This window comes from Arcticibacter eurypsychrophilus, assembly GCF_001730525.1.
In the GTDB taxonomy this organism is placed as follows: Bacteria; Bacteroidota; Bacteroidia; order Sphingobacteriales; family Sphingobacteriaceae; genus Arcticibacter; species Arcticibacter eurypsychrophilus.
Window position 1 is genome coordinate 80,934 of sequence record NZ_MDFN01000004.1, and the last position, 24,293, is coordinate 105,226.

At 37.7% G+C, this 24,293-nt stretch carries 20 protein-coding genes and 1 pseudogene; 6 read left to right on the forward strand and 15 right to left on the reverse strand.

The features are described 5' to 3' along the window. From BFL47_RS03565 to BFL47_RS03580, 4 genes are all read right to left on the reverse strand, one after another. Nucleotides 1-1,248, reverse strand: a complete 1,248-nt coding sequence (locus BFL47_RS03565; RefSeq protein ID WP_245681293.1) for a nitrous oxide reductase family maturation protein NosD — start codon at nt 1,246-1,248, stop codon at nt 1-3. Next, nucleotides 1,227-2,246: a nitrous oxide reductase accessory protein NosL gene (locus BFL47_RS03570; protein WP_069658429.1), complete on the reverse strand. Its 1,020-nt coding sequence runs from the start codon at nt 2,244-2,246 to the stop codon at nt 1,227-1,229. The genes BFL47_RS03565 and BFL47_RS03570 overlap by 22 nt, the downstream gene beginning before the upstream one ends. A gap of 74 nt (nt 2,247-2,320) precedes the next feature. Further along, entirely contained in the window at nt 2,321-4,333 is a 2,013-nt protein-coding gene (gene nosZ / locus BFL47_RS03575; RefSeq protein ID WP_069658430.1) for a Sec-dependent nitrous-oxide reductase, read from the reverse strand. 65 nt (nt 4,334-4,398) lie between these two features. Then, nucleotides 4,399-4,896, reverse strand: a complete 498-nt coding sequence (locus BFL47_RS03580; RefSeq protein WP_069658431.1) for a c-type cytochrome — start codon at nt 4,894-4,896, stop codon at nt 4,399-4,401. Nucleotides 4,897-5,144: 248 nt separating this feature from the next. Between BFL47_RS03580 and BFL47_RS03585 the strand changes: the two genes are divergently transcribed. Further along, the gene (locus BFL47_RS03585) at nt 5,145-5,765 is read left to right on the forward strand and encodes a Crp/Fnr family transcriptional regulator (protein WP_069658432.1); all 621 of its coding nucleotides are present in this window, start codon (nt 5,145-5,147) and stop codon (nt 5,763-5,765) included. A gap of 214 nt (nt 5,766-5,979) precedes the next feature. Here the strand turns inward: BFL47_RS03585 and BFL47_RS03590 are convergent, their stop codons facing one another. Continuing rightward, nucleotides 5,980-6,726, reverse strand: a complete 747-nt coding sequence (locus BFL47_RS03590; protein WP_083256979.1) for an Ig-like domain-containing protein — start codon at nt 6,724-6,726, stop codon at nt 5,980-5,982. A gap of 300 nt (nt 6,727-7,026) precedes the next feature. Here BFL47_RS03590 and BFL47_RS03595 point away from each other — a divergent pair, with 300 nt between their 5' ends. Then, nucleotides 7,027-8,313 carry a hemolysin family protein gene (locus tag BFL47_RS03595; protein WP_083256990.1) on the forward strand — a complete coding sequence of 429 codons (1,287 nt, stop codon included), beginning with the start codon at nt 7,027-7,029 and terminating at the stop codon, nt 8,311-8,313. Nucleotides 8,314-8,493: 180 nt separating this feature from the next. On the opposite strand, the gene BFL47_RS03600 is transcribed toward BFL47_RS03595, so the two are convergent. The 5 genes from BFL47_RS03600 to BFL47_RS03620 all read right to left on the reverse strand — a co-directional run bounded on the left by BFL47_RS03600 (nt 8,494) and on the right by BFL47_RS03620 (nt 15,328). Further along, on the reverse strand, nt 8,494-9,102 hold the full coding sequence (locus BFL47_RS03600) for a TlpA family protein disulfide reductase (RefSeq protein ID WP_069658434.1): 609 nt from the start codon (nt 9,100-9,102) through the stop codon (nt 8,494-8,496). A 10-nt stretch (nt 9,103-9,112) separates the two neighbouring features. Continuing rightward, complete coding sequence (locus BFL47_RS03605) at nt 9,113-10,213, reverse strand: efflux RND transporter periplasmic adaptor subunit (protein ID WP_069658435.1); 1,101 nt, start codon at nt 10,211-10,213, stop codon at nt 9,113-9,115. A gap of 2 nt (nt 10,214-10,215) precedes the next feature. Next, nucleotides 10,216-13,407, reverse strand: coding sequence for an efflux RND transporter permease subunit (locus BFL47_RS03610; protein WP_069658436.1), 3,192 nt, complete (start codon nt 13,405-13,407; stop codon nt 10,216-10,218). 5 nt (nt 13,408-13,412) lie between these two features. Further along, nucleotides 13,413-14,789 (reverse strand): TolC family protein, encoded by a 1,377-nt coding sequence (locus BFL47_RS03615; RefSeq protein WP_069658437.1) that lies wholly within the window; start codon nt 14,787-14,789, stop codon nt 13,413-13,415. Between the two features lie 95 nt (nt 14,790-14,884). Further along, the gene (locus BFL47_RS03620) at nt 14,885-15,328 is read right to left on the reverse strand and encodes a hypothetical protein (protein WP_069658438.1); all 444 of its coding nucleotides are present in this window, start codon (nt 15,326-15,328) and stop codon (nt 14,885-14,887) included. 245 nt (nt 15,329-15,573) lie between these two features. Between BFL47_RS03620 and BFL47_RS03625 the strand changes: the two genes are divergently transcribed. The 4 genes from BFL47_RS03625 to BFL47_RS03640 are packed head-to-tail and all read left to right on the forward strand — an operon-like array spanning nt 15,574 to nt 21,483. Continuing rightward, complete coding sequence (locus BFL47_RS03625; RefSeq protein ID WP_069658439.1) at nt 15,574-16,917, forward strand: TolC family protein; 1,344 nt, start codon at nt 15,574-15,576, stop codon at nt 16,915-16,917. A 9-nt stretch (nt 16,918-16,926) separates the two neighbouring features. Next, a complete protein-coding gene (locus BFL47_RS03630; RefSeq protein WP_069658440.1) occupies nt 16,927-18,039 on the forward strand; it encodes an efflux RND transporter periplasmic adaptor subunit in 1,113 nt (370 codons plus the stop codon). Between the two features lie 5 nt (nt 18,040-18,044). Continuing rightward, nucleotides 18,045-21,248 carry an efflux RND transporter permease subunit gene (locus BFL47_RS03635; RefSeq protein ID WP_069658441.1) on the forward strand — a complete coding sequence of 1,068 codons (3,204 nt, stop codon included), beginning with the start codon at nt 18,045-18,047 and terminating at the stop codon, nt 21,246-21,248. Between the two features lie 22 nt (nt 21,249-21,270). Continuing rightward, on the forward strand, nt 21,271-21,483 hold the full coding sequence (locus BFL47_RS03640) for a YgaP family membrane protein (protein WP_069658442.1): 213 nt from the start codon (nt 21,271-21,273) through the stop codon (nt 21,481-21,483). 66 nt (nt 21,484-21,549) lie between these two features. Here BFL47_RS03640 and BFL47_RS03645 read toward each other — a convergent pair. The 5 genes and pseudogenes from BFL47_RS03645 to BFL47_RS03665 form a co-directional block, all read right to left on the reverse strand. Then, nucleotides 21,550-21,828 (reverse strand): annotated as a pseudogene (locus tag BFL47_RS03645) (DinB family protein); the annotation flags it as partial. Nucleotides 21,829-21,881: 53 nt separating this feature from the next. Beyond that, nucleotides 21,882-22,589 carry an aromatic aminobenezylarsenical efflux permease ArsG family transporter gene (locus BFL47_RS03650; protein WP_069658444.1) on the reverse strand — a complete coding sequence of 236 codons (708 nt, stop codon included), beginning with the start codon at nt 22,587-22,589 and terminating at the stop codon, nt 21,882-21,884. 2 nt (nt 22,590-22,591) lie between these two features. Then, nucleotides 22,592-23,002 (reverse strand): nitrophenyl compound nitroreductase subunit ArsF family protein, encoded by a 411-nt coding sequence (locus tag BFL47_RS03655; protein WP_069658445.1) that lies wholly within the window; start codon nt 23,000-23,002, stop codon nt 22,592-22,594. A 19-nt stretch (nt 23,003-23,021) separates the two neighbouring features. Beyond that, nucleotides 23,022-23,999, reverse strand: coding sequence for a permease (locus BFL47_RS03660; protein WP_069658446.1), 978 nt, complete (start codon nt 23,997-23,999; stop codon nt 23,022-23,024). Between the two features lie 43 nt (nt 24,000-24,042). Then, complete coding sequence (locus BFL47_RS03665) at nt 24,043-24,279, reverse strand: thioredoxin family protein (RefSeq protein ID WP_069658447.1); 237 nt, start codon at nt 24,277-24,279, stop codon at nt 24,043-24,045. Nucleotides 24,280-24,293 lie beyond the last annotated feature (14 nt).

The following is a 24,293-nucleotide window of genomic DNA, read 5'->3' on the forward strand; positions in this document are numbered from 1 at the left end:
TTAAAATGCTTTTTTCATTAAAGGTGCATTATCTTTTAAATTCTCAGGAGTAAGGCTTGGCAATATTTTCTCTGTTTTATCCAAAAGAGTGGTAATAAAACTTCGGAACAGTATCATAGCTGTTGGATATTTTTCAACTATCATAGAAAACATACTTACCGGACGGTAGGGGATGTCCCCTATTCGATCTTTATTCAGGTCATAGCCTTCATATTTGTCCCAATAATTATTCTTAAACGTATTCAGCACCAATGAACCATTTGTACCAACATCAAAAGTATTACCAATAAAATTATTTCGTTCCAATACTACACCCATGCAACTGGCCTGAATTTTTAATGCCCATCCATTGTTTTGGAAAGTGTTTTTTTTCATGTGAATCCGATTGGCACCTTCCATATAAATTGCACTCGTGTTTTTAGTGAAGCGATTACCCTCCATATATCCATCCGATATTTCTTTTAGTAATATGCCATAAGCAGCGTCACCCCAATTTTCCAGAAAAGAATTATACAACATTCTGATCCTGTTTGAAAACATAACAGACACACCTGAACCATTATTACTAAAAACATTACTTAGATATGTATCGTCATTCGAAAACATAAAATGTAAACCATATCTGATATTATTAGTAGAAGTATTGCCTTTAATAAAAGATTTATTTACAAATTCAAAATATATTCCATCCCGGTGGCCTGTAATTGTGTTGCCCATGATGCGCATTCCTTTAGCCTGCCAGCAGTGAATTCCGTTACCGCTTTGCTGTTCGGCCTTATTGAAGGCCGTAATTCTGTTGTTTTCAATTGTACAGTTGTCGCCTTTTTCAATAAAAATGCCAAAAAAGGTATCCTCCAGAATATTATTCTTGATAACCACATTATGACCATCATAAATCTTAATACCACTTAAATCTTCCAGACTTGAGATTCCCGAATGTGTGATTTTGAAGCCATCTACGACTACTCCCTTAGCCATTACAGATACAATCTGATATCGCTTTTCTCCATCTAAAACAGGATAGTTCAAGCCTTTCAAGACGATGCTTTTCCGAATTATCAGATTTTTTTCTTTATAATGACCCGCATCTACAAGCACGGTATCACCAGATTTTGCCGCCTGAATACCCGCTGTTACACTTTTATATTCCCACTTTGCCCCAACATGTATTGTTTTTGCTTGAGCAGAATAATAAATCAGGAAGGGGATGACGAAAAGAAGAAACTTCACTTTTGCATATCCTCCCAAGATATCTTGTTTCCTCTAAATTTGGGCAATGCGTTAATCAAACTATCTTCATTATTAAACGCTGCTATATTTCCATTCATTGGACTTCTTAGAGTAGGGCTTTGTAAAAAAATAGCATCTTCCACTTTTATTAAATCATGTGGATGAAGAAAGTTTGTAAAATATATAGCAGCAATATCTTGTGGTGTAACGGTTTTTAAATTAATAAAGCCGATTATACAATGTTCATCATCAAATTTAAAAGTTTTCCCTTTTTTAGTTACTATTTCAGCGCCAAACCTGTTATCGCTGATAGTCATTTTACAAAAATCGCAATTATCCTTTCCAATTTGAATTGGTAAAGGTTGTGTATTACAACCGGTAATTAATAAGAAGAAGAATCCAGCACTTACAGCCAAAATATTAGTCTTAGTCGCTAAAGTTTTTCCCTTTTTCCATTCATAAATCACGCAACCTAATAAAATAACACCTACAGCAATAAATATGAATCCGCCTGTTGCAGGTATCGAGTAGGCGCCAAAGTTTAATAGTTGTTTAAAACCTATTAACGGTGGCTGGTAAGCCATACCAGGAACGATAATAGCTGCATTAGGATTTAAGTTATGGCCGTAATCATACTCCCATCTCCAGAAATCGACCATGGCCAGAATACCAAAAGCTACAAAAAGGACAAACAATAAGTACATCCACTTTCTTCTTGCAAAATAGGCTACAGTTAGAAATAATAAAGCATAAAAAATAATTATACCTGGCAACACTTTAAATTCAACAAAATCATCTGCATGCAGCGTTTTCATTCCGATATAATGATTTAAGCCGTTGATGATGTCAACGTTTCCAGATAGTTTATTCGCATGAATAAACATCTGTAGCCCCTCCGGATATTGAGGTGCATCTAGATCTATTCGCCAGATTGGAGTAAATAAAACAGCTATTAAACCAAGTCCGCATATTAAAAGCAATGCTCTGACTTCCGTAGTAATTCTAATATTTTTCATAACATAATTGTAAAAAGAGAGAAAGATAAATGCAATTATGAGATTGCAGGTTTATCTATCTCTCTTAGTTAATGTTAATTTGAAGCCGTATTTTGTGTTTTAACGGTATTTGCTTCCTTCGGCAGGTTGGTACCTGTACTAAAAGTTATTGGAACATTACTTCCAGCAGGAGATACTCGTGCATAACCCGACATTTCCTGGTGTAATGCACTACAGAAATCCGTACAATAGAATGGATACATACCTGCTTTTTCAGGAACCCATTTAAGAGTAGAGGTTTCGCCAGGAAGTACTAATAATTCTGCTGTTTTTGCACCTTTAATGGCGAAACCATGAGGTACATCCCAATCCTGTTCGATATTGGTAACATGGAAATAAACTTCATCGCCTACTTTGATACCTTCAATATTATCAGGTGTTAAGTGGGAGCGGATGGCAGTCATGTAAACATGCACTTTTTTCCCTTCTCTAACCACTTTAGTAGCACCCTCACCCATAGATACAAATGGATTTTTATTATTCTCTATTTTAAAGAATTTAACAGATTGATCACGGATCACACTAGCTTTAACCGCTTGAGCATAATGAGGTTCACCAATTGTAGGATAGTCCAAAATTAATTTCATTTTATCACCACTGATGTCAAACAACTGCGCGCTTTGAGCTAATTCAGGTCCTGTCGGTAAAAAACGATCTTTAGTTATTTTGTTATATGCGACCAAATACTTCCCGGTAGGTTTTCTAGTATCACCACCTGGAATCATTAAGTGACCCGGAGAATAATAAACTGGATGGCGATCCAATACCTTTAAATCTTTAAGATTCCATTTTACAATTTCACTTGAAACAAACATCGTTGAATAGGCATTGCCTTTATCATCAAACTCAGTATGTAATGGACCTAATCCAGGTTTTTTCACTTCACCATATAAAGCAGCGTCATACTTAATAACTGGGATTCCATCATAGGTACCTTCAAATGCTTTGCTAGCTATTGCTTTCTGGATTTTAGAAAAACTAAATACAGGAATTAATGCTGCCAATTTACCGCTACCAACAATATACTCTCCAGAAGGATCTATATCACAACCATGAGGAGATTTAGGACAAGGAATAAAGTAAACCAATCCAGGGAAATCTTTCACATCCAAAACAGTTACCTCATTTTTGATAGTAGAGGTTGCTGTGTGCGTTTTCTCGTCATAACGATTACTTGCATATTTTACAGCTTGCTTGCGTCCTTTGCCTGCTTTAATTAGTTCAGCTGCTTTTTTCCAGTTTACAGCCATAATAAAATCCTTATCTCCCTTAGATGCATTTACTTCTAATAGAGTGTTTGCTTGCTCTGTATTATAACAGCTAAAGAAAAACCATCCGCTTGATACACCTTTTCCAGCATGACTCAAATCGAAGTTAACGGCAGGGCATTGCAGTTGAAAGGCAATATCCATATTCCCGCTTGTTTTATCTACGCTGATAAAACTAATAGTACCTTTAAAGTTTTTCTTGTAGCTATTTATAGGAACATCACCATTTTTATCATCAGGAGGAACACTAAAACGTGTACCTGCAACCACATATTCCGTGTTTTCAGTTATGAAAGGAGAGGAGTGATTACCAGCACTATTAGGAAGTTCAATAATTTCGTTGGTATGAAAGGTTTTTAAGTCGATCCTTGCCACACGAGGTGTGTTATTAGCATTTGCAAACAGCCAGCGACCATCAATTTCACCATTAGTTTGCGACAGGTCTAAGTGATGCTGATCATCCCAGGGAATCATTCCATGAGAAGTGTTCAACATCGGTTTAGTTTCTTCCGAATAACCCCAACCATTTTCGGGAGCAACAGAAAAAACGGGCATTACTTTAAGGAGCCTTCCACTAGGTAATCCGTATACACTAACTTGTCCGCTAAAACCACCGGAAACGAAATTGTAGTATTCATCGTATTTCCCAGGAGCAACATACGTCTGGGCTGCAGCATCTCCGCTTACCACGGATCCTGCATTTTTTGGCTTGCATGCATTCATGCTGAATAATAGTGCAAGGGCAGCAAGTCCAAGTACCTTGTTTTTGTTTAGTATCATTATTGAATTATAGGATTATTTGAGCATATGATATCATTGCCCTGGTTTTTATTCAAAATAAAAAATTATTTAACACCATCATTTTTACGCATAAACTCAAGCAGGTTTCTTGCATCATCATCAGATAAATTTTGATTAGGCATTCGCACAAGACATAATTCAAGTTGAGCCTGAACCTTAGGATCTTTATCAATCATAGCATCAGTGTTTGTAATAAAGTTCATAATCCATTCTGGAGCATGACGAGTGGTAACACCAGCCCATCCCGGTCCAACTAATTTTTCATCTGTAAGTTTATGACATGCTCCACACTTAACGAGGTAAACTTTATCGCCGCTTTCAGCTTTAGCTGCATCAAGAGAAGTACCTAAATCGACGCTTGAAAATTTCCCTTCACCTCTATTGGGATCATAAGACGGATTTTCAGTCCCTTCTTCTTTAGATGCTGCTCCATCAGCATTTGCAATTGAGTCAGATGTAGTTCCCGAGTTGTTACTACCTCCGCAAGAAGCGATTATAGTTATAAAAAGAACCAAAACACTGAGTATAGTAAGTTTTTTCATAAGATGTAAATTAGTGATCTGTAATTTGTGTACAAAATTACTCAGTCCTTTCTCGTTTTTTTATGCGTTGAATCATAAAGAGAAAGAAATATTTACGTTGTAATTACATCATGGGCATGATTATTGATTATGACTGCACAAGTGCCTATTTTTCGATTTAACACTGATTTCTGTGTATATAACTTGACATAACAGAAAAAAATAAGTCATTTATTTTTTCATAGTTTTACATCACCTTTTACAGCATAATGATTGATATTAACTTGTTACTGGTTTGGGGAGCCACTTATAAAAAATTCAGTATCGGGAAAACTATTTTTACTGAAGGTCAGTCATGTACCTACTATCATCAACTAGTAAGCGGTAAGGCCAGATGGGTAAATGTAGATAATGACGGTAAAGAGTTTATTCACACTCTTGTTGAGCCTGGAGAATCATTTGGTGAAATCCCTCTATTTGATGATGGAACTTATGCTGCTACTGCAATCACCGATGAAGACAGTTTAGTGATACGGTTATCAAAATTAAAATTTCTCAAATTAATCAAAGAAAATGGAGAAATAAGTTTAGCCTTTACCAAGTTGCTTGCTAAAAGACTTAGATTTAAATTCTTAATTATAAAATCTTTTTCCTCCCATAGTCCGGAACACCGAATTGCTACTTTACTAAATTATCTAAAGTCCGAAAATAAGAACTTTTATACGGATGGAACTCAGCTCAAATTAACCAGACAGCAAATTGCAGATATGACTGGTTTACGAGTGGAGACTGTTATTCGGACAATGCGTGTGATGCATGACAAGGGGGAGTTGGTTATTGCAAAAGGAAAAGTCTACTGCAAGGATATGATTGAAATCTTATCACTTTGAATTAAAAAATGAAGCCATATCTATAGATGTGAGTTTTTCCATGTTATCAAACTAAGCGATAAAAAGATAATTAATATTGTGTAAATAAGGATTTTTTAACAATGAAGTTTGTATCAAATCAGGGGAATTAATTCCTCAAATTAGGGAAGAAAATAAAGGGCACTGCTTATGTTATCAGTCAATCCTTATTAAACCTGAACAATAATATTAACTATTAATTAAGCCTTATTTGCTTCATCTTGACACCGCTAATTTGATTTCTAAAAGCTTTTTTTAACGCTACAATACTAGTAAATGTTGACGTGTTTTTAATGTATATGATGTTTAACCCTAAATTATCATTATAACTTAATCCAGCAGCAACCTTATTATTAGTGAATATATAAATACCATCACTTTCGTCTAAATAAGTATATCTTTCCATTAAAAAGCTAACAGACTCTGTTGAAACAGCATCGGTATTAGCAAGTAAAACAATAGAGCTTTTTAGTAAACTTCCTTCAAAAAGATACATTACATTTCTCACCTTAGAATTTTCACCACTATAAAGTAAACCATCTGATGCTTCATTATTTAACGTTCTTGATTCTTTGCTTTTTATGTAGGCTAGGGTCTCACCAAAATCCAAAACAGGCTCCTTATAGATTGTATTATAAGGGGTAATGAATATTTCAGAAGTTACATTTATACCAGTACCCTTTGCTTTAATCGTTGTAGTACCAATTCTATTAGCTACGAATAATCCTAAGGAGCTTACCGTACCTACGGTTTCATCGCTTGATGTCCATATTAATGAGGAAGCATCAATACTTTCTGAACCTTGAGTTATTATGAATTGATGCTGACCATCGTACTTCAATTCAACTATTGTTTTGTCAATTACTGTAGTAGGTTTAAGGTCATCTTTGTTACACGATACAAATAGTATCATGAGTAATAGTAAGAGATATAGATTTTTCATTATTAAAGAAATTAATATTGGTTTTTTAGTTAAGCCGGTGTCATTGTTTGATTAAAGTTTAAAAAATAAAATTTCACAGTGCAAAAGAGATTCTAAACAACTAGAATAGAAAATATATTGATCCAATAACAGCTTTTTATCAACCATTATTACTTCTATTTACGCAATAAACATACCAACTATACCATATACAAAGCAAGACCACCAGATCAACCCTGTCTTTTAATATCATCCTTGTAATGATACACGCTTTGAATGACCTTAAACCCATTTATACCATTCATTACCGTACTTTTGCAGATGGAAATTTTAATAATTGCTTTGCTGATCTTGCTAAATGGCATTTTCTCCATGAGTGAGATCGCATTGGTGTCCTCCCGCAGATTTACTTTAGAAAGTGCTGCAAACAAAGGGAATAAAAATGCACGCAAAGCACTTGAACTTGCAGGCAACCCAAATACTTTTTTATCTACAATTCAAATAGGTATCACCCTTATAGGTATCCTAACCGGTATTTTTAGTGGCGAAAAATTAACCACTGATTTTATCTTATATTTAAACCAGATTTCATTTTTGGCTCCTTACTCTCATACGCTTTCGGTAGTTCTTATCGTTTTTATTGTCACCTATTTCTCCATCGTATTTGGTGAATTAATCCCTAAACGGATAGGTTTAGCCTTTCCTGAAGCTATATCTATGCTGGTTGCCAGTCCCATGAATATTCTTTCCGTAATTACTAAACCTTTTATATGGCTTTTAGCAAAAAGCAGTGAATTCGTATTAGGACTACTAGTTATTAAGGAAAAGCAGGATGGAATTATAACAGAGGAGGAAATTAAATCAATTATTGCTGATAGTACCAGTGTAGGGGAAATCCAGGAGATTGAAGAGGATATCGTTAACCGCGTATTTGCATTAGGAGACCGGAAAGCAGGTGAACTCATGACGCATCGCTCCGATTTAATATTTTTGGACATAAATGACGATATAACAGAAATAAAAAATAAGATTGAAGCAAATCCACATATTATTTATCCTATAATTGATAAGTCTCCAGACATCCTCATAGGACTTGTATCTGTTAATAATATTTTCACATCAAGCTTTTCAAGTCCCATCTTCGACTTAAATAGTATTATAGAAAAGCCACAATACGTGCAAAAAAATATGCCTGCCTATAAAGTTCTTGAAAAGTTCAAGAAAAATAGAATTCATATGGTTATCGTGGTAGATGAATATGGATCCATACAAGGCGCGCTTTCGATAACGGATGTAGTGGAGGAGCTACTTGGGGACATGTCTACTGATTTAAAAGTGGATGATTTAGAGATCATTCAACGTAACGACACATCCTGGTTAGCCGATGGCCAATATCCCTATTATGAATTCATAAACTATTTTGGTATAAGAAATGAAAAGGACCCGGAAGGGTTTACTACTTTGGCTGGATTGGTGCTAGAAAATCTTCATCATTATCCTGTAACTGGTGAAAAGATTAGATGGAACAAGTTTGATTTAGAAGTGGTGGATATGGATGGAACCCGGATAGATAAAATAATGATTACTCAAGTTTTGACAAGTGATTAGTGATGATAATTTTTTGTTAGCCATTACATTAAAGAAGCACTTTTAAGTTTCCGCTTCCTTTAAACTAGGTCTGACTGCTAATTAAGTAGTCAGACTTAGAAACTAACCATAAGTATTCGATGTTGCTCACACAGCTTTAAAAAATTTAAACCAATATTAATGAACAGTTTTGTTTACCCCTTATTTAGCTAGCTTATCAATAAATGCTGTCACTTCAGGGTTTCCGTAATCTGCTCCCCCTAAATGATGAAAAGCAAGATTGCCAAATTTGTCTAAAATCACTGTTGTCGGCATAGAACCCGAAAAATATTCCTTTGGAATTGCACCGGCGGAAATATATACTGGCAGGCTTAAATTTTTCTTTTTCATAAATGCCAATGAGGCTTCCATTTTTCCATCAACATCAACCATGATAAACATAACATTTTTATTGTTTTTATACTTAGCATAAAGCTTGTCAATAGATGGCATCTCAGCAATACATGGTGGGCACCAAGTTGCCCAGAAATTCATAAATATAACTTTCCCTTTTTGATCAGAAAGGTTGATCGTATTTCCTTTTTGATCAGTAAAGAGTACCTGCTGATTTGGAGCCTGTTGTACTGGGACAGAAGATGCTTCAGAAATTTCCGGAACATCAGGTTGAAATAGCCCGACTTTCATTAAGCGCTGGATTACCAGTCCTTTTACTTCAGGTCTGAAAAACAGGATAAGCACAAAAACTGTCATTACAATGGTACTTATGTTAGAAAAAGTAAACCATTTCTTATTATCTTCTAATCTTTTCATGATATTCTTCTTATTTAATATTTATTTTAGTTCCTTCTGTTAATTCCTCTGTACCTGATATTACAATTTGATCCTCTGTATTTAATTCTCCAAAAACTTCCTGCAACTCCGCTCTTCTTATACCAACAGAAACAGGGATTCGTGAAATAATTTGATTTATGGCCTTGATCACAAAGGTTCCTGATTGCGCCGTCACAATACTACTTACAGGTAGCCACATGGTAGGGACTGCACGTTTTAAATGGAGTTTGACCTGAGCATACTCACCGCCTCCCAGTTCTGCTGAAATATTTTCAACATCAAATTCTGCTGTAACTGATCTTGATTTTTGATCAAGAACCCCGTTCTTCCTTGACAACTTGGAATGAAATACCTTTTCAGGATGATTAGCTACAATAAAAGAAACTTTTGTATTATTATTTATTGATTGCCCGTGTTTTTCCGGGATGGCCACAGTAAGTCTTAGATTTTCAGTTTGAGCTAAAGAAAAAAGAGCAGTTTGTGATCCATCGCCAACTAATGCACCAACCGAGACATTTTTAGCTGTCACTACCCCATCGAAGGGGGCAGTAATTTTTAAATAATTTTGCAATTGCGCAGACGCACCTGTTTGTGCCTTTACAGAAGCAAAGGCCGCGCTATCGCTTCTGAATATACTTCTGGCTCTGTCTAACTCAATAGCTGATACTGCACCTACTCTTGCAGCTGCTTTTTTAAGCATGTTATAGGCCTGACGACTGTAAAGATAATTTTCATGAAATTTATTTTCGTCTGATCTTGCTGCAAGATATTGCTGGCTGATTTCTGGCGCTTCAAGTACGGCAAGTAGTTGTCCTTTGCTAACCTTACTACCCCTGTCTACCAGGATCCTTTTGACAAACCCCTTTACTTTGGAGTACAATATGACTTCCTCGAAAGCCTTAAGCTCACCAGGTAATTCCAAAGTATATTCAGGTTGATCCAATATTGGCTTAATTACCCCAATAGCAGTCGCTTTCTTGATCAGTGATTGGCTTTTCTTAGGATTTTTATTCGTACATGCACCTATAAATAGTAAAAAAGGAAGCAGGTATACTAGCTGATGAGTGTATTTGCAATTTATTTGTTTCATATTTAATTATTGAGATTTAAAGTCAAGACCAGTGTTTGATTTATATTTTCAGGATCGTCAGGATCTAGTGAGGGACTAAGTATGGTTTTGTTTTTCATGACCAAAGCATATAGATGCGGCAGCACCAGCAATGAGGACAAGGTTGAAAGTAACAGTCCGCCAATGACTGCCTGCCCAAGTGGAGCAACCTGTTCGCTCCCTTCCCCCATTCCTAAAGACATTGGGATCATCCCGGCAATCATTGCAAGCGTAGTCATGATGATAGGCCTAAGTCTGGAAGATGCGGCCAGAAATGCCGCCTGTCTGGAAGAAAGTCCATATTTTAAACGGTTCACTTCTGCTTGATTGATCATCAATACCGCGTTGGAAACAGAGACACCAACTGACATGATGATGCCCATATAAGATTGCAAATTGAGTGTACTACCTGAAATGACCAGCATAATCAAACTTCCACCAATCACTGCAGGAACAACCGCTAAAATTATTCCAGACACTGCAAATGATTGATAATACGCAGTAAGCATCAAAAATATCACGACGATTGCTACAAACAATCCATTTTGAAGGCCTGAAAGCGTATCCTCTAATAATTGCATTAACCCCTCGCTGGATACGATTACCCCTCTTGGCGGTTTGCCTATCTCTCTAATTGCTTTTTTTACGGCTTTTGATGCAGATCCAAGATCTGATTGATATGTATTGGCAAGTACACTGACATACCTGTTAGGCCCCTGTCTGTTCACCTGGGCAGGCAATTCAACCATTTTCAGCGTGGCCACATCTTCAAGTACGGGACGGGGATTGCCTGATTTTAGAGGGAGCGATCGTAACCTGTCCAAAGAGTTCATCTCCGCTTCAGGGATTTGCACCTGAACCTGAAAGACAAGACCGGATTTAGGATCAACCCATAGATTCTTGTTAGTAAAGCGGGTAGAAGAGGTGGCCATGGTGAGTGTGCGCGCGACATCTTCCATTGTTAAACCAAACTGAGCAGCAAGCTCACGATCTACGTTGATCTGCACACTTGGCGAATTTACAGGTTCAGCAATTCTTACATCCCTTAATGATGGTATTTTATGTAATTCAGCTTCAATCTTTTTAGCAAACTTTTCAGCCCCTTTCAATTGTCCTGCAGCCACCTTGATCTGTATCGGAGTCATTGCCCCCTGACTCATGATCTTTTCAACAAGTTCTATCGGCTCAAAATTTACCTTCAGTTCCGGCATGCTGGTATGAATCTCTTTGCGGATAGATTCTTTTAAATCTACTATGGAACCTGTATAAATATGCTGATCTATGGATGCCTGTAATACTGATTCATGGGAACCGCTGGTAAATAAAAATATTGGGTTAATCGCTGTAGCAGATGGCTGTAATCCCACAAAGGCTGAACTAATCTTTATAGCGTTATCTGGCAACTTTTCCTGAATGATACTGGTTACTTTTTTCAAGTATTCCTCAGATTTCTCTAAACGGCTCCCTTCAGGAGCAACTATCCTTAACTGAATGTCTCCACTATTACTTGCTGGAAGTATATCGGTTCCAATAATTACGCCTCCTGCCGCTATAAGCATAATAACAAATAATATATAAATACTAAGAATTTTACTCGTTCTATGCTGTCCATATCGGGTTAGAATAAGATACCGGCGCTTAAATTTTTCAAATCTCGTTAGCTTTTGCTTCTGGTTGTTAGGCTTATTATGTACCAACAATTCAGGCTTCATCATCCAGTTGGCTAAAATGGGCACAAATGTTTGCGAGGCAATAAATGAAGCAATCATAGCAAAGGCAACTGCCATAGATAAAGGCATGAACATATCCTTAGGGATTCCCGTCATCATAAAAGAAGGGATCAAAACTGCAAGAATACAGAACAGGATCAGAATTTTAGGAATGGAGATTTCAAGCAGTGCATCCAGAATTGCCCGTTGTTTGGGTTTTTTCTTCTCGAAATGCTGATGTATGTTTTCTATTGTCACTGTAGCTTCATCAACCAATATACCAATAGCCAGGGCGAGTCCACTTAAGGTCATAACATTGATCGTTTGTCCAAACATATACAACATAATGACTGCTGAAAGAATAGCTATGGGAATGGTGAGTACCACAATTAGTGCCCCCCTTGAATCGCCAAGAAAAAGGAAAACCATGATTCCTGTAAGCACCGCACCAAGAAGGCCTTCATGAATCAGGTTTTCCAAAGAGCGTTCAATGTACCCTGATTGGTCAAAAACATATTTAATATCTACATCTTCAGGCATAGCTGCCTGCAACCTGGGGATCGCCGCTTTAAGATTTTCTACAACTTTTAAAGTTGAAGCATCTGCTTTTTTTATAACAGGTAAGTAGACCGATCTTTTCCCATTAATAATCGCATATCCTGTGGTTACATCTGCTGCATCTTCTACAGAAGCAATATCTTTCACAAAAATGGTATTGCCAGTAGTTAGCTTTACCGGTATATTCAGAAACTCCTCTGGATCCTTAGCAATTGAATTTAAAGGGCTCATCAGATTTTGGTCTCCGATGCGGATATTTCCAGCTGGAGAAGGAAAGCTATTTTTAGCAATAGCCATAGTCACTTCCTCTGCTGAGAGTCCATAGGACTGCATTAACCCCGGATCTACTTTCACAACAATCGTACGTATATTTCCTCCAAAAGGTGCGGGAGCTGTAACTCCTGGAATACTGACAAACATCGGTCTGATCTTAGTTAAAGCGAGTGTTTGAAGTTCTGTTATGGAGCGTTTTGGACTTTCAAATACCAACTGCCCAATTGGAAGTGAACTTCCGTCGAATCTGACTACCTGCGGAGGTACCGCTCCTGGTGGGAGAAAACCCATGGCTCTGGATACTTGCGTGGATACCTCAGCCGATGCTTGAGCCATATCAGTACCCGGATAAAAGCTCAGTTTCATCAAAGTGAACCCTTGTACACTTTTAAAGTCAATGCCATCAACACCACTAACAAAAATAAGCACCTTCTGAAACTCGTTGGCCATAAATCCATCCATATAGGCGGGGGTAAGACCACCATAAGGCATTGCAATGTAGATCACGGGAAGTTCCACTTCAGGGAATATATCTACATTGATATTACGTATGGCATTAAAAGAAAAATATGCGATAGCAATTACAGCTACCATTATCGTGAGTGGCTTTTTTAAAGCAAACCTAATCATATTCATAAGGTTTAATTAAAATGGTTAAGTAAAGAAGAAAAGTCACCGGAAATTTCAGCTTGTTCATTGATCATATTCCAATAGTTTTGTCCAGCCTGAATATACTCCCGATCTGAAGTTTGTAGTAATAACTGAATCTGAAGTAATTCTGTTAGATTGATCAATCCTCCTTCATATCGGGACAAATAAAGATCGTAAGCATCAACAGCTTTTTTAAAGGCCTTATAACTTTCTTCAAGCAGGTTTTCTTGTTGGGCAATCTTTAATGATAAAGCCTGTAAAGAAGTGCTCATTTGTAACTTTTGAAGGTCATATCTCGCCTGAACTCCCTGAATTGTTTTCTCTGCTCGCCGCTTTTCCAGTGAACTGGTATAAGCTCCGCTAATATTCCAGGTCAGACCTACCCCTATAAGATAATTGTTCGAAAAATTTTGATAACCTGAGCCAATACCATATTCGGATATGCCATTTGAATTTATACCGTTGCCCCTTGTTGAAACACCTCCTAATATGGATAGAGAGGGAAATGTTTTGCGTGATACAACTTGCTCTAAAGCTCTTTCATAACTCAACTGTTTATCGATGAGCTGAAGATAGGGATGGCTTTTTGGCACACTGTCCGCAATCTTGCCTGCTTGATTGACCCGTTCTGATACTAAACCAGGAAGTGACCAATTTTGTGCAGGAACAACCAAGGTAAAACTTGTTTTGCTTGCTTCATATTTCCCCAACCATTCATATCGGATTGCCTTAGACTGAGAATAAGCTGATGAGGCAATTGATGTATCTGCACCAGGCTTTAGTCCTGCTAATGCTAAACTTACAGATAGATCAAGAATCTGCTTAACCCGTTTGACGTTCAGTTCGGCCCAATTCAGATTGGCATGATTGTAATATATATCAAGGTAGAGCCGGCTAACTTTAGCATGAAGAGATAATTTTTCCGCATCATAAACACTTTGGGCACCCTGGATCTGAAAATCGGCAGCATCTACTGATTTTCTGTGTCTTCCAAATTCAAAAAACTTCCAGTCCACCAGTACTGAACCGAATGTATTGCCTATAGACTGATCTTCGCCGTCTAAAACAGCGTTATTACCTGTAACATTAAATACACCTGGTACCGGAAAGAAAGCACCGCTAGTTCCCTGAAAAGTGCCATACGAATTTTGTGCCTGGAGTTGTACCTGAGGGATGGCCCTACTCTGAACTTCTTTTTTACGAATCTGGTATTCACCTATCGTAGCAGCACGTTCAATAAGTCCGGGATATGTTTGATCAGCTTGATTGAATGCTTGTTTCAGTGTCAATATGTTTTTCTGTTGGGCTTTTAGCTGTATCGTAAATGCCAACAGCATGAAACAAGACAATTGAAGAGTATACTTCATTCTCTTTAAAATTTAATAATAGAATTGAGCAAATAAAACCTGTACTGGGTTTTCTTCCAATACAAACGAGTGTTTAAAATTGTGATTTGCGAATTCTATATTAAGAGAAGCCTGTTCTGAAGAAAGAGCGAAAGCTGAGGCCAACGTTGTAGCGAATAGGGAACGGGTAACTGGCTACTAGCTTTAAAGACAATAGGTAGCGGAAGCAGAAAAGCTGGAAGCAGGAAATATAATGCAGGAAAATTTGCATTGCCTGAATCATGCTGAAGAACCAATGAGAACAGGTCGCTTTTAGTATCAACCAGATTTTGACAAGTAGTAGAAAAATTATCTGCTTGATCACTTAAAATTAAAATGACTTTACTTGTCTTACCACTGAAGGTATTTGACATGGAGTCACCTAACAGAAGATATTGTAAGCCTTTCCTTACTGCGCAAGACGAAAACACAACAAACAGAATCAACAGGGAAACACATAAAAGCTTATAGCTTTTATGACCGATCCTATTTAATTTGTGCTCCCTTGACTTAATCATCATGCCAAACCTAAGATTTTAAATCTAAACAATGTGAATTTATTGCTTTATAAAGGGCTAGTATTAGGTATTATCCCGTAATTGTTACTTATTGTAGAAAAAAAATAAATTCAAGTTTGTTTATTAGTATTTCATTAATTGCTGTACTTGCAACCGCAATTACTCTTATTAACACTCCCGTAGTGTAGGTAACATATGTTACTGATTCCGGCTTTTAAGCATGTTACTTTTGTTTCAAATAAAAGTAAATGAACAAAAAAGAATATTTGAATTGGATAGCAGTGGCCTGTTTTGTGTTTCTAAATGCGTTTGTTACAGAAATTACAGCGCAGGATGTCACTACAAATTTAAGCCTATCTGAAGCTGTTACCGCTGCATTAGCCGCAAATAAAGATTTACAAGCAGCTGAGCTGGATGAAAATATTGCTCTAGCAAATTATAAACAAACTGAGGCTGTTTTCCTGCCTCAGGTGACGGCATCCTATACCGCTATGAGCACCGATAACCCCCTTAACGCTTTTGGCTTTAAGCTGCAACAAAGAACTATTACTCAAAACGATTTTAATCCCGACCTTCTAAACCATCCTTCAGGTACTAAGGATTTTATGGGCAAACTTGAAGTGCAACAACCTTTAATCAATTTAGATCTGCTTTATAAAAGGAAAGGTGCAGAAAAACAAACAGCGCTCTACAGGTTTAAAACTCTACGTACGAAAGAATATTTAACTTTTGAAGTACAGAAAGCTTATTTGCAACTGCAATTAGCATATGATGCAAACCGTGTCTTAGAGGAAGCATTAGTAACGGTAAAATCGGTATACAAATTTACAGCTAATCATTTCCAACAGGGATTAATCAAAAAAACTGATCTGTTAAATGCTCAAGTTCACGTTGCAACGGTTGAAAGTAATCTGTCGAAATCAAAAAGTGCGATTCATAACTCATCTGATCACCTTGGTTTATTAATGGGTCGAAAAATGGGTTTGATTTACAAAACAAGAGACGGTTTCAACGATCAAGTAAGTAAAAGCGATATCACTCAACTGATTGATTCTTCAAGGGCAGATTTTATGGCTATGCAAAAAGCGATTGAGTCTTCCGATTTGATGATCAAATCTTCTCAGATGAGTTACCTGCCAAAGTTAAATGCGTTTGGAAATTATCAGTATAATGATAGCCATTTAACAGGTTTTGGAGCACGTTCTTATTTCGCAGGTATCCAACTATCATGGGATATCTTTAAAGGAGGCGGAACAAAAAATACCATTGTGGCGCAAAAGTTAGAGCGTGATAAGCTCAGTATCCAACTCACGCAGCAAAAGGATCAAAGCCAGCTAGATTTGAATAGGTCTTTCCGCGCACTGGCAGATGCAAGATTGGAAATCCTAAAGTTAGAAGAATCCATTGAACAGTCTTCAGAAGCGCTACGAATTTTACAAAACCGCTATCAGCAGGGACTAGAGAACACGACCGATGTGTTAATGGCAGAAACTCAGCTTTCTCAACAGAAATTCGACTTGGCACAAGCCGTTTTTACGTCAAATGTCACTAAAGCATACATGCAATTTTTAACCTCATCCACTACTAAATAAATCATTTACATGAAAGCACGAATTAAATTATATCAAACTGCAGTAGTTTGCATAGGTACAGGGTTGTTATTACTAAGCGCCTGTTCTTCTGATGATAAGAAATTAGCACAGAAAAAAGACCAGGGAACAGCTATACAGGTAACTATTGGAACCTCATCCTCTGCCAGACAGCAAGGTTTTATACAGGTAAGCGGTCAGGTTGAGGCAGTGCAATCCGCAAATATCAGCACAAGGGTGATGGGATATATCACTAAGCTGAATGTAAAGGTCGGTGATCAGGTAAGTAAGGGGCAGTTACTGGTAACGATTAGTAATCAGGATATCCTGGCAAAAAAGGGGCAAACGACTGCGATGATCTCTGAAGCAGAAGCTGCATTTAAAAATGCACAAAAAGATCATGAGCGTTTTACTGCATTATACAAACAGCAAAGTGCTTCGGCAAAGGAACTTGACAATGTAACGCTCCAATACTTGGCTGCAAAATCAAGACTGGAGGGCGCTAAGCAAATGGGTAACGAAGTGAATGCCATGCTAAAGTATACGAATTTAACAGCGCCCTTTGCCGGTACGATTACACAGAAGTTGGCTGACGCAGGAAGCATGGCCAATCCCGGAATGCCCATATTGACCATTGAGCAAAACGGTAGTTATCAGGTTAGCGCATCTGTTCCTGAAAGTATGATCAATCAAATTCATCAAGGTGAGACTGCAATGGTTCGTATTCAAGCGGCAAATAAGTTAATTCAAGGAGAAATTACCCAGATTAATCAATCTTCGCAATTTACCGGTGGCCAATATATAATCAAGGTGCAGATCCCTGATCAGAAAAAGCAAGGCCTGTATGCAGGCATGTATGCCAATATTTCTATTCCTGTAAAAAATGCAGCTCTGGTAAAAGATGCAAAAGTTATGGTTCCACTCTCCTGCATTGAAAATAGAGACCAGCTAACAGGCTTATATACCGTTAGCGGCAGCAATACAGCCCTTTTGCGTTGGGTGCGACTTGGAAAAACGGAAGGAAATCAAGTAGAAGTCTTAAGCGGATTGGCTTCCAATGAGCAATATATTATAAGTGCAGATGGCCGGTTATTCAATGGCACTGCAGTCAGAGTAAATAATTAGATCAGATGAAAAACGGATTCTCAGGAAACATAGCAAAGGCATTTTTGCAGTCTAAACTGACCATATTACTGATGTTTGCCTTTTTATTGATAGGCGGTTACAGTACTTTTTTAATACCCCGTGAGGAAGAACCACAGATACAGGTACCGATGGCGGATATATTTATTGGTTATCCAGGTGCTTCTCCAAAGGATGTAGAAACTAAGGTTTCTGCGCCTTTAGAAAAAATGATCTCTAACGTAAAGGGGGTGGAGTATGTGTATTCCAGTTCCATGCAGGGGCAGGCAATGTTAATTGTCCAGTTTTATGTGGGGGAAGATGTAGAACGCTCCCTGGTGAAGCTTTATAGTGAGCTGATGAAAAATATGGATAAAATGCCCCAGGGCGTGACGCTTCCATTGATCAAAACCAGAGCTATAGATGATGTACCTGTACTGGGTTTAACATTATGGAGCGAAAAAGTAGACGATTATCAGCTGAAACAAATCGGACAGCAATTAAACAATGAAATTAAAAAAATTCCTGATGTATCGGATATCACTGTATTAGGCGGTCGCAGTAGAGAGATAAAAGTGATACTGGATAAGAATAGAATGGCTGCAAACCGGGTTGACTTCTTATCCCTGGGCAAACAGATTCAAGGAAGTAATGTACAGCTGCATAGCGGCGACCTATTAAAACATGATACCGCATTTTCAGTTGAAACCGGTAGTTTTTTAAGTAGCGCAGATGATGTAGCGAATTTAGTGGTAGGTATTAACCAGGGACAGCCTGTTTATTTGAAGCAAATCGCACAGGTAGAGGAAGGTGCTGAGACGCCTAATCAATATGTTTTATTTGGTTATGGAAAGGCAAATCCTGAAGATGCTGAGGCGTATCAATCTAATTATCCGGCTATAACCTTGTCTGTTGCCAAGAAAAAAGGTGCAGATGCTATGAAATTATCCGAACAGATCCTGAATAAGGTAGAGCATCTAAAAAAAGAACTTTTACCTGATGATGTTCACTTAACCGTTACGAGAAATTATGGGGAGACGGCATCGGATAAGGTATCTGAATTATTATTTCATTTGTTTATAGCTATTGTCGTTGTTACCTTGTTTGTGATGCTAGCCATGGGATGGCGTGGAGGATTGGTCGTATTTTTATCCGTTCCGGTAACATTCGCACTTACCTTGTTTGCTTATTATTTCATGGACTATACGCTAAACCGGATTACACTCTTTGCCCTGGTATTCATAACGGGTATTGTGGTAGATGACTCGATTATCATAGCGGAAAATATGCACCGGCATTTTAAAATGAAAAAGCTGCCACCATTAAAGGCCGCCATCTATGCGATAAATGAAGTGGGTAATCCTACTATACTGGCCACATTTACGGTAATTGCTGCAGTATTGCCTATGGCTTTTGTATCGGGCATGATGGGTCCTTACATGAGCCCGATGCCAATTGGTGCCTCTATAGCGATGCTTTTATCACTTATTGTCGCGCTAACCCTTACCCCTTATCTGGGGTATATATTCCTCCGTGAGAAAGAAAAAAAGGGTGCTGTCCATGAAGAAAGCAAAGCGGAAGTTTTAGAAGATTCGCGCATCTATAAGATTTACCGTTCTTCTATTTTACCTCTACTTGAATCCCGTATAAAACGCTGGATTACTATCCTGAGTATCGTGGTGGTATTACTGCTTACACTTTCCATGTTTTATACCAAAGCCGTTGCTGTAAAGATGCTGCCCTTTGATAATAAAAATGAGTTTCAGGTAATTATTGACATGCCTGAGGGGACTACTTTAGAAAAAACACAGGCGGTAGCAAAAGATATTGCAAGTTATGTTTCCAGTCAGCCTCTTGTGATTAGTTACCAGTCCTATATCGGTACATCTGCACCTATCAGCTTTAATGGATTAGTTCGTCACTATGATTTGAGGCGGGGTAATAATGTGGCTGATATACAGGTAAACTTAGTTGCTAAAGAAGACAGAAGTTTGCAAAGCCATGCTATAGCTAAAGAAATGCGAATCCCTATACAAAAGATCGCTAAAAAGTATAACGCCAATGTTAAAATTGTAGAGGTGCCACCAGGTCCCCCTGTACTATCCACATTAGTAGCAGAAATTTATGGTCCTAATTATAAGGAGCAGATCAAAATTGCGGATCAGGTCAAAGGATTATTAAATCATACCAATGACGTGGTAGATGTAGACTGGATGGTGGAAGCGGATCAGCCCGAATATCATATTGAAGTGAACAAAGAAAAGGCCATGCACTATGGCATAGCAACTGCACAAATCGTTGCAACCGTTAATGGGGCCTTATCTGGTATGACTGTAGGAAATATAGCACAACCTTCTTCATTCAATCAAACTGCTATCCGACTACAATTGAGTGATGCAGACAAATCAGATTTAGATGACGTACTAGACCTGAATGTAATTGGAATTGCAGGTAATGCGGTGCCAATCAAAGATTTGATTACAGTAACAAAGCAAATTAAGCAAAAAAGCATTTATCGTAAAAACCAGAAAGAGGTTGTTTATGTACTTGCCGATATGGCAGGTGACCTCGAAAGTCCTTCCTATGCAATCTCCACTGTTTCGGATCAGCTAGGATCAGTGAAAGTACCTAAAGGCTATTCGTTAAAAGAGGAGTATACCCATCCACCAGAAATGGAAGACAATTATAGTTTGAAGTGGGATGGCGAATGGCAGATTACTTATGAAGTATTCCGTGATCTTGGGATTGCCTTTGCCGTGGTAATCATTATGATATATATATTAATTGTAGGCTGGTTTCAAAACTTCACTGTGCCTTTAGTCATGCTTGCTGCGATTCCGTTGTCATTAATAGGCATTGTTTTAGGTCATTGGATGTTTGATGCTTATTTTACAGCAACATCCATGATCGGCTTTATTGCACTGGCAGGGGTGATGGTTCGAAATTCCATATTGCTAATCGATTTTACTAATATCCGCTTAAAGGAAGGTGTTCCTTTGAAGCAGGCCATTATCGAAGCGGGAGCAGTAAGGACCACGCCAATCCTGTTAACAGCTGGAGCTGTTGCCCTGGGTGCAGTGATTATATTATTTGACCCTATCTTTCAGGGCTTGGCCATATCCTTGATGGGAGGGACGATTACATCCACATTTCTAACCTTGCTTGTTGTTCCCCTTCTTTATTATAAAATGATGAGAAAGACAGTTAAGTAATTCAAACAATTAAAATATTCAAATGAAAGAACGTATTATCAGAGCCGTTGCCGGCTCACTTGTTTTAATCAGTGCTGTATTGACCTATACAGTAAGCATGAACTGGCTATGGTTGGCTGTATTCATTGGGTTTAATTTGCTTCAGTCTTCTCTTACACGGTTTTGTCCTCTGGAAAAGGTACTTTGTGCCTTAAAAATTCCTTCTTATTCTGAAAACGTTTCCAAAAAAAAGTAGGAACAAATGCACCATAATTAAAAAATCCATCATGATGAACTTAAAACATCATGATGGATTTTTATGCTAGTCCTCATCTGTTTGCTTTTCAATGATCACTTTCAATATATCAAAAGCATATTGCTGGTAATGTAATAACTCAGCCAAGTTTGTCCATCCGCCTGTATCGTATTGTGCAATTACAGTTTTTGCAGATACCGTTACTTTTCCTGCACCAAATACATTTTTAACAAAAAATAATTCCACATCACCTATATGCCGGAAAAGAAAACCTACACTGTTTTTTGTATTAGCCAACTTTTTAGGCAGATCTTCTTCCTTTAAATCTTTAAATAAATTTATAAACTTGGTGTAGGCTTTTTTCTATGTTTGCAGGTATACTTCTGAAGTAGTCATAGCTAAAAAATTTTAAGATAAATATTCAAATAATACAGGCCCGTTAATAAAAATGTAGCCCCCGCCCCAATGCGCATTACCTTTTCTACTTTTTGTACGACTTTAAAATAGTCGCCCAATTTCCCCATGCTAAAAGCAATTATATAAGCAAAGAAAATAACGGGTAAGCCTGTGCCTATCGAAAAAAAAATGGGTAATACTAAACCCGCAGAAGCAGATAAAGTCATGGGTATGAGCATGGCAAAAAATAAGGCACCACTATAAGGACAAAAAGCCAAGGCAAACACCAGGCCTAGTAGAAAAGAGCCCAACATCCCTTTGTGTTTAAATTTATCGGAGAGCCTTTGCGTTAAATTTCCCTTTGAAAGAATGTTCAGTTGAAGGAGATCCAGCATAATCAACCCAATCAGGATCATTACCGGACCAATGAATTTCGCTGCATTACCCTGGAATAATTTTGCAACCTGGAACTTACCCGCTCCAAAATAAATTAAGGCACCCAATGTGGTATAAGTAAACATTCTACCCAAAGTGTACAATAAACCACTAAGCAGAATTTTCCTCTTACTGTTAATTGATTTAGCGATATAAGCGGTGGCCGTAATATTGGTTGCTAAAGGGCAGGGGCTGATAGCTGTTAGCAAGCCCAAGCCGAAAGCGGCAAAAATAGGCATTTCCCCATTTTGTGCCAGATTGTTTAACCAATCCAATACTAACCTTTAATGAAATTCGCTATGTGTTTTTTAAGCTCAGCCTCAAATACTGCTTTATTTCCAGCTTTCATAAAGGCAAAGCTGGTCAGGTCCTTTTTCTTGCCTGTTGATGGATTGTACAGAAATAGGGCAGTCCCGGAAGCCTCAAACTGTTCAGCCATTTTTGCATTGCTCTTTTCACTTACATTGATTAACCTGAAAGGGATCGCTTTAAAACTACTGGCTAAAGTGGCTTTAGTGAGGTCTTCAATTTTATGACAAGTCATGCAACGATACTCAGAGTGAAACTGAATCACTTCGATGGTTGCATTTTTTGCACTAACGGGCTGTTTTTTTTGTTGTGCTTCGATCGTACAAGAAACAAACATAAATACAACGATAGCAAATAGGGTAAAACTTAAATTTTTCATAATATTAATTCTTAAAGGTTTATAAAATGATATTGAATAAATAGCCTGAGATGATGATACAAGTAGCTACGACCGCAAAGAAGATTAGAAGCATTTTAGTTGACATTACTTTTTTAAGCAAAAGCCCCTCAGGGATGGATAGGCCCACAACTGCCATGGAAAAAGCAATAGCAGTACCCAGTGGAATGCCCTTTGATACTAAAACCTGCATAATAGGTAGGATTGCAGCTGTATTACTGTACATTGGTACGCCTACAAGTACTGCAATTGGTACGGCAAAAGGATTTTCTTTGCTGATATAAGCTTCGAAGAATCCAGTCGGAATAAAGCCGTGCATCAAGCCTCCAATAGCAATACCTCCAATGATGTACAAAGAAACACCTTTAACAATCCCAATTGATTCTTTGATAATTGCAGGAAACCGCTGATAAATACTCAAATGCATTTCATCCTGTTCTTTATCGGCCATCTTTTTGTCTTTTAATAGTTCTTTCACCCAATCAGTCATCAATGGTTCCAGTTTCATCTTACCAAGAATAAACCCTGCAACCATGGATAAAATTATTCCGCTCACCACATAAATCAGTGTAGTCTTCCAACCGAACATGCCAATAAACATGGCAACTGTAACGGCGTCAACCAATGGGGAAGAAATTAAAAAAGCTAGAGTTACACCAAGCGGGATACCGCCTTTTACAAATCCGATAAATAAGGGCACTGAAGAGCAAGAGCAAAACGGTGTGATTGTCCCAAATAACGAGGCCACAAAATAATCAAGGCCATACCATTTTCGTTTAGTTAAAAAATTCCGAACCTTTTCAATAGGGAAATAGGAATTGATGATGCCCATCAATAAGGTAATGAACATCAGCAGGATGAAAATCTTGATGGTATCCAGGACAAAGAAGTTCAGCGCCTCTCCCAGGTGGCTTTGAGCCGATATGCCAAGGACTGTATAAATCAGCCAGTCAGCAAAGTGTTGTAACCAGTCAAACATGATAAATTAGGATAATCAATTTTGGATTACTAAAGAGCTACCTTTATTGCAGTAATATTTTTTTTATTTCATTAACATCAGCTACCCGGCCTTTCACCACGATTTTATCATCGATCATCAATACAGGTGTTGTCAGTACATTGTATTTCATCATTTCTTCGATGTCATCAATCTTAGTTACTTCCGCTTCAATACCTGTTTGCTTCAAAGCTTCCAGCACGTTGTTGTAGGTTGTTTTGCATTTTGGACAACCCGGACCCAATACTTTTATCTGTTTCATGGTTTAATAATTTA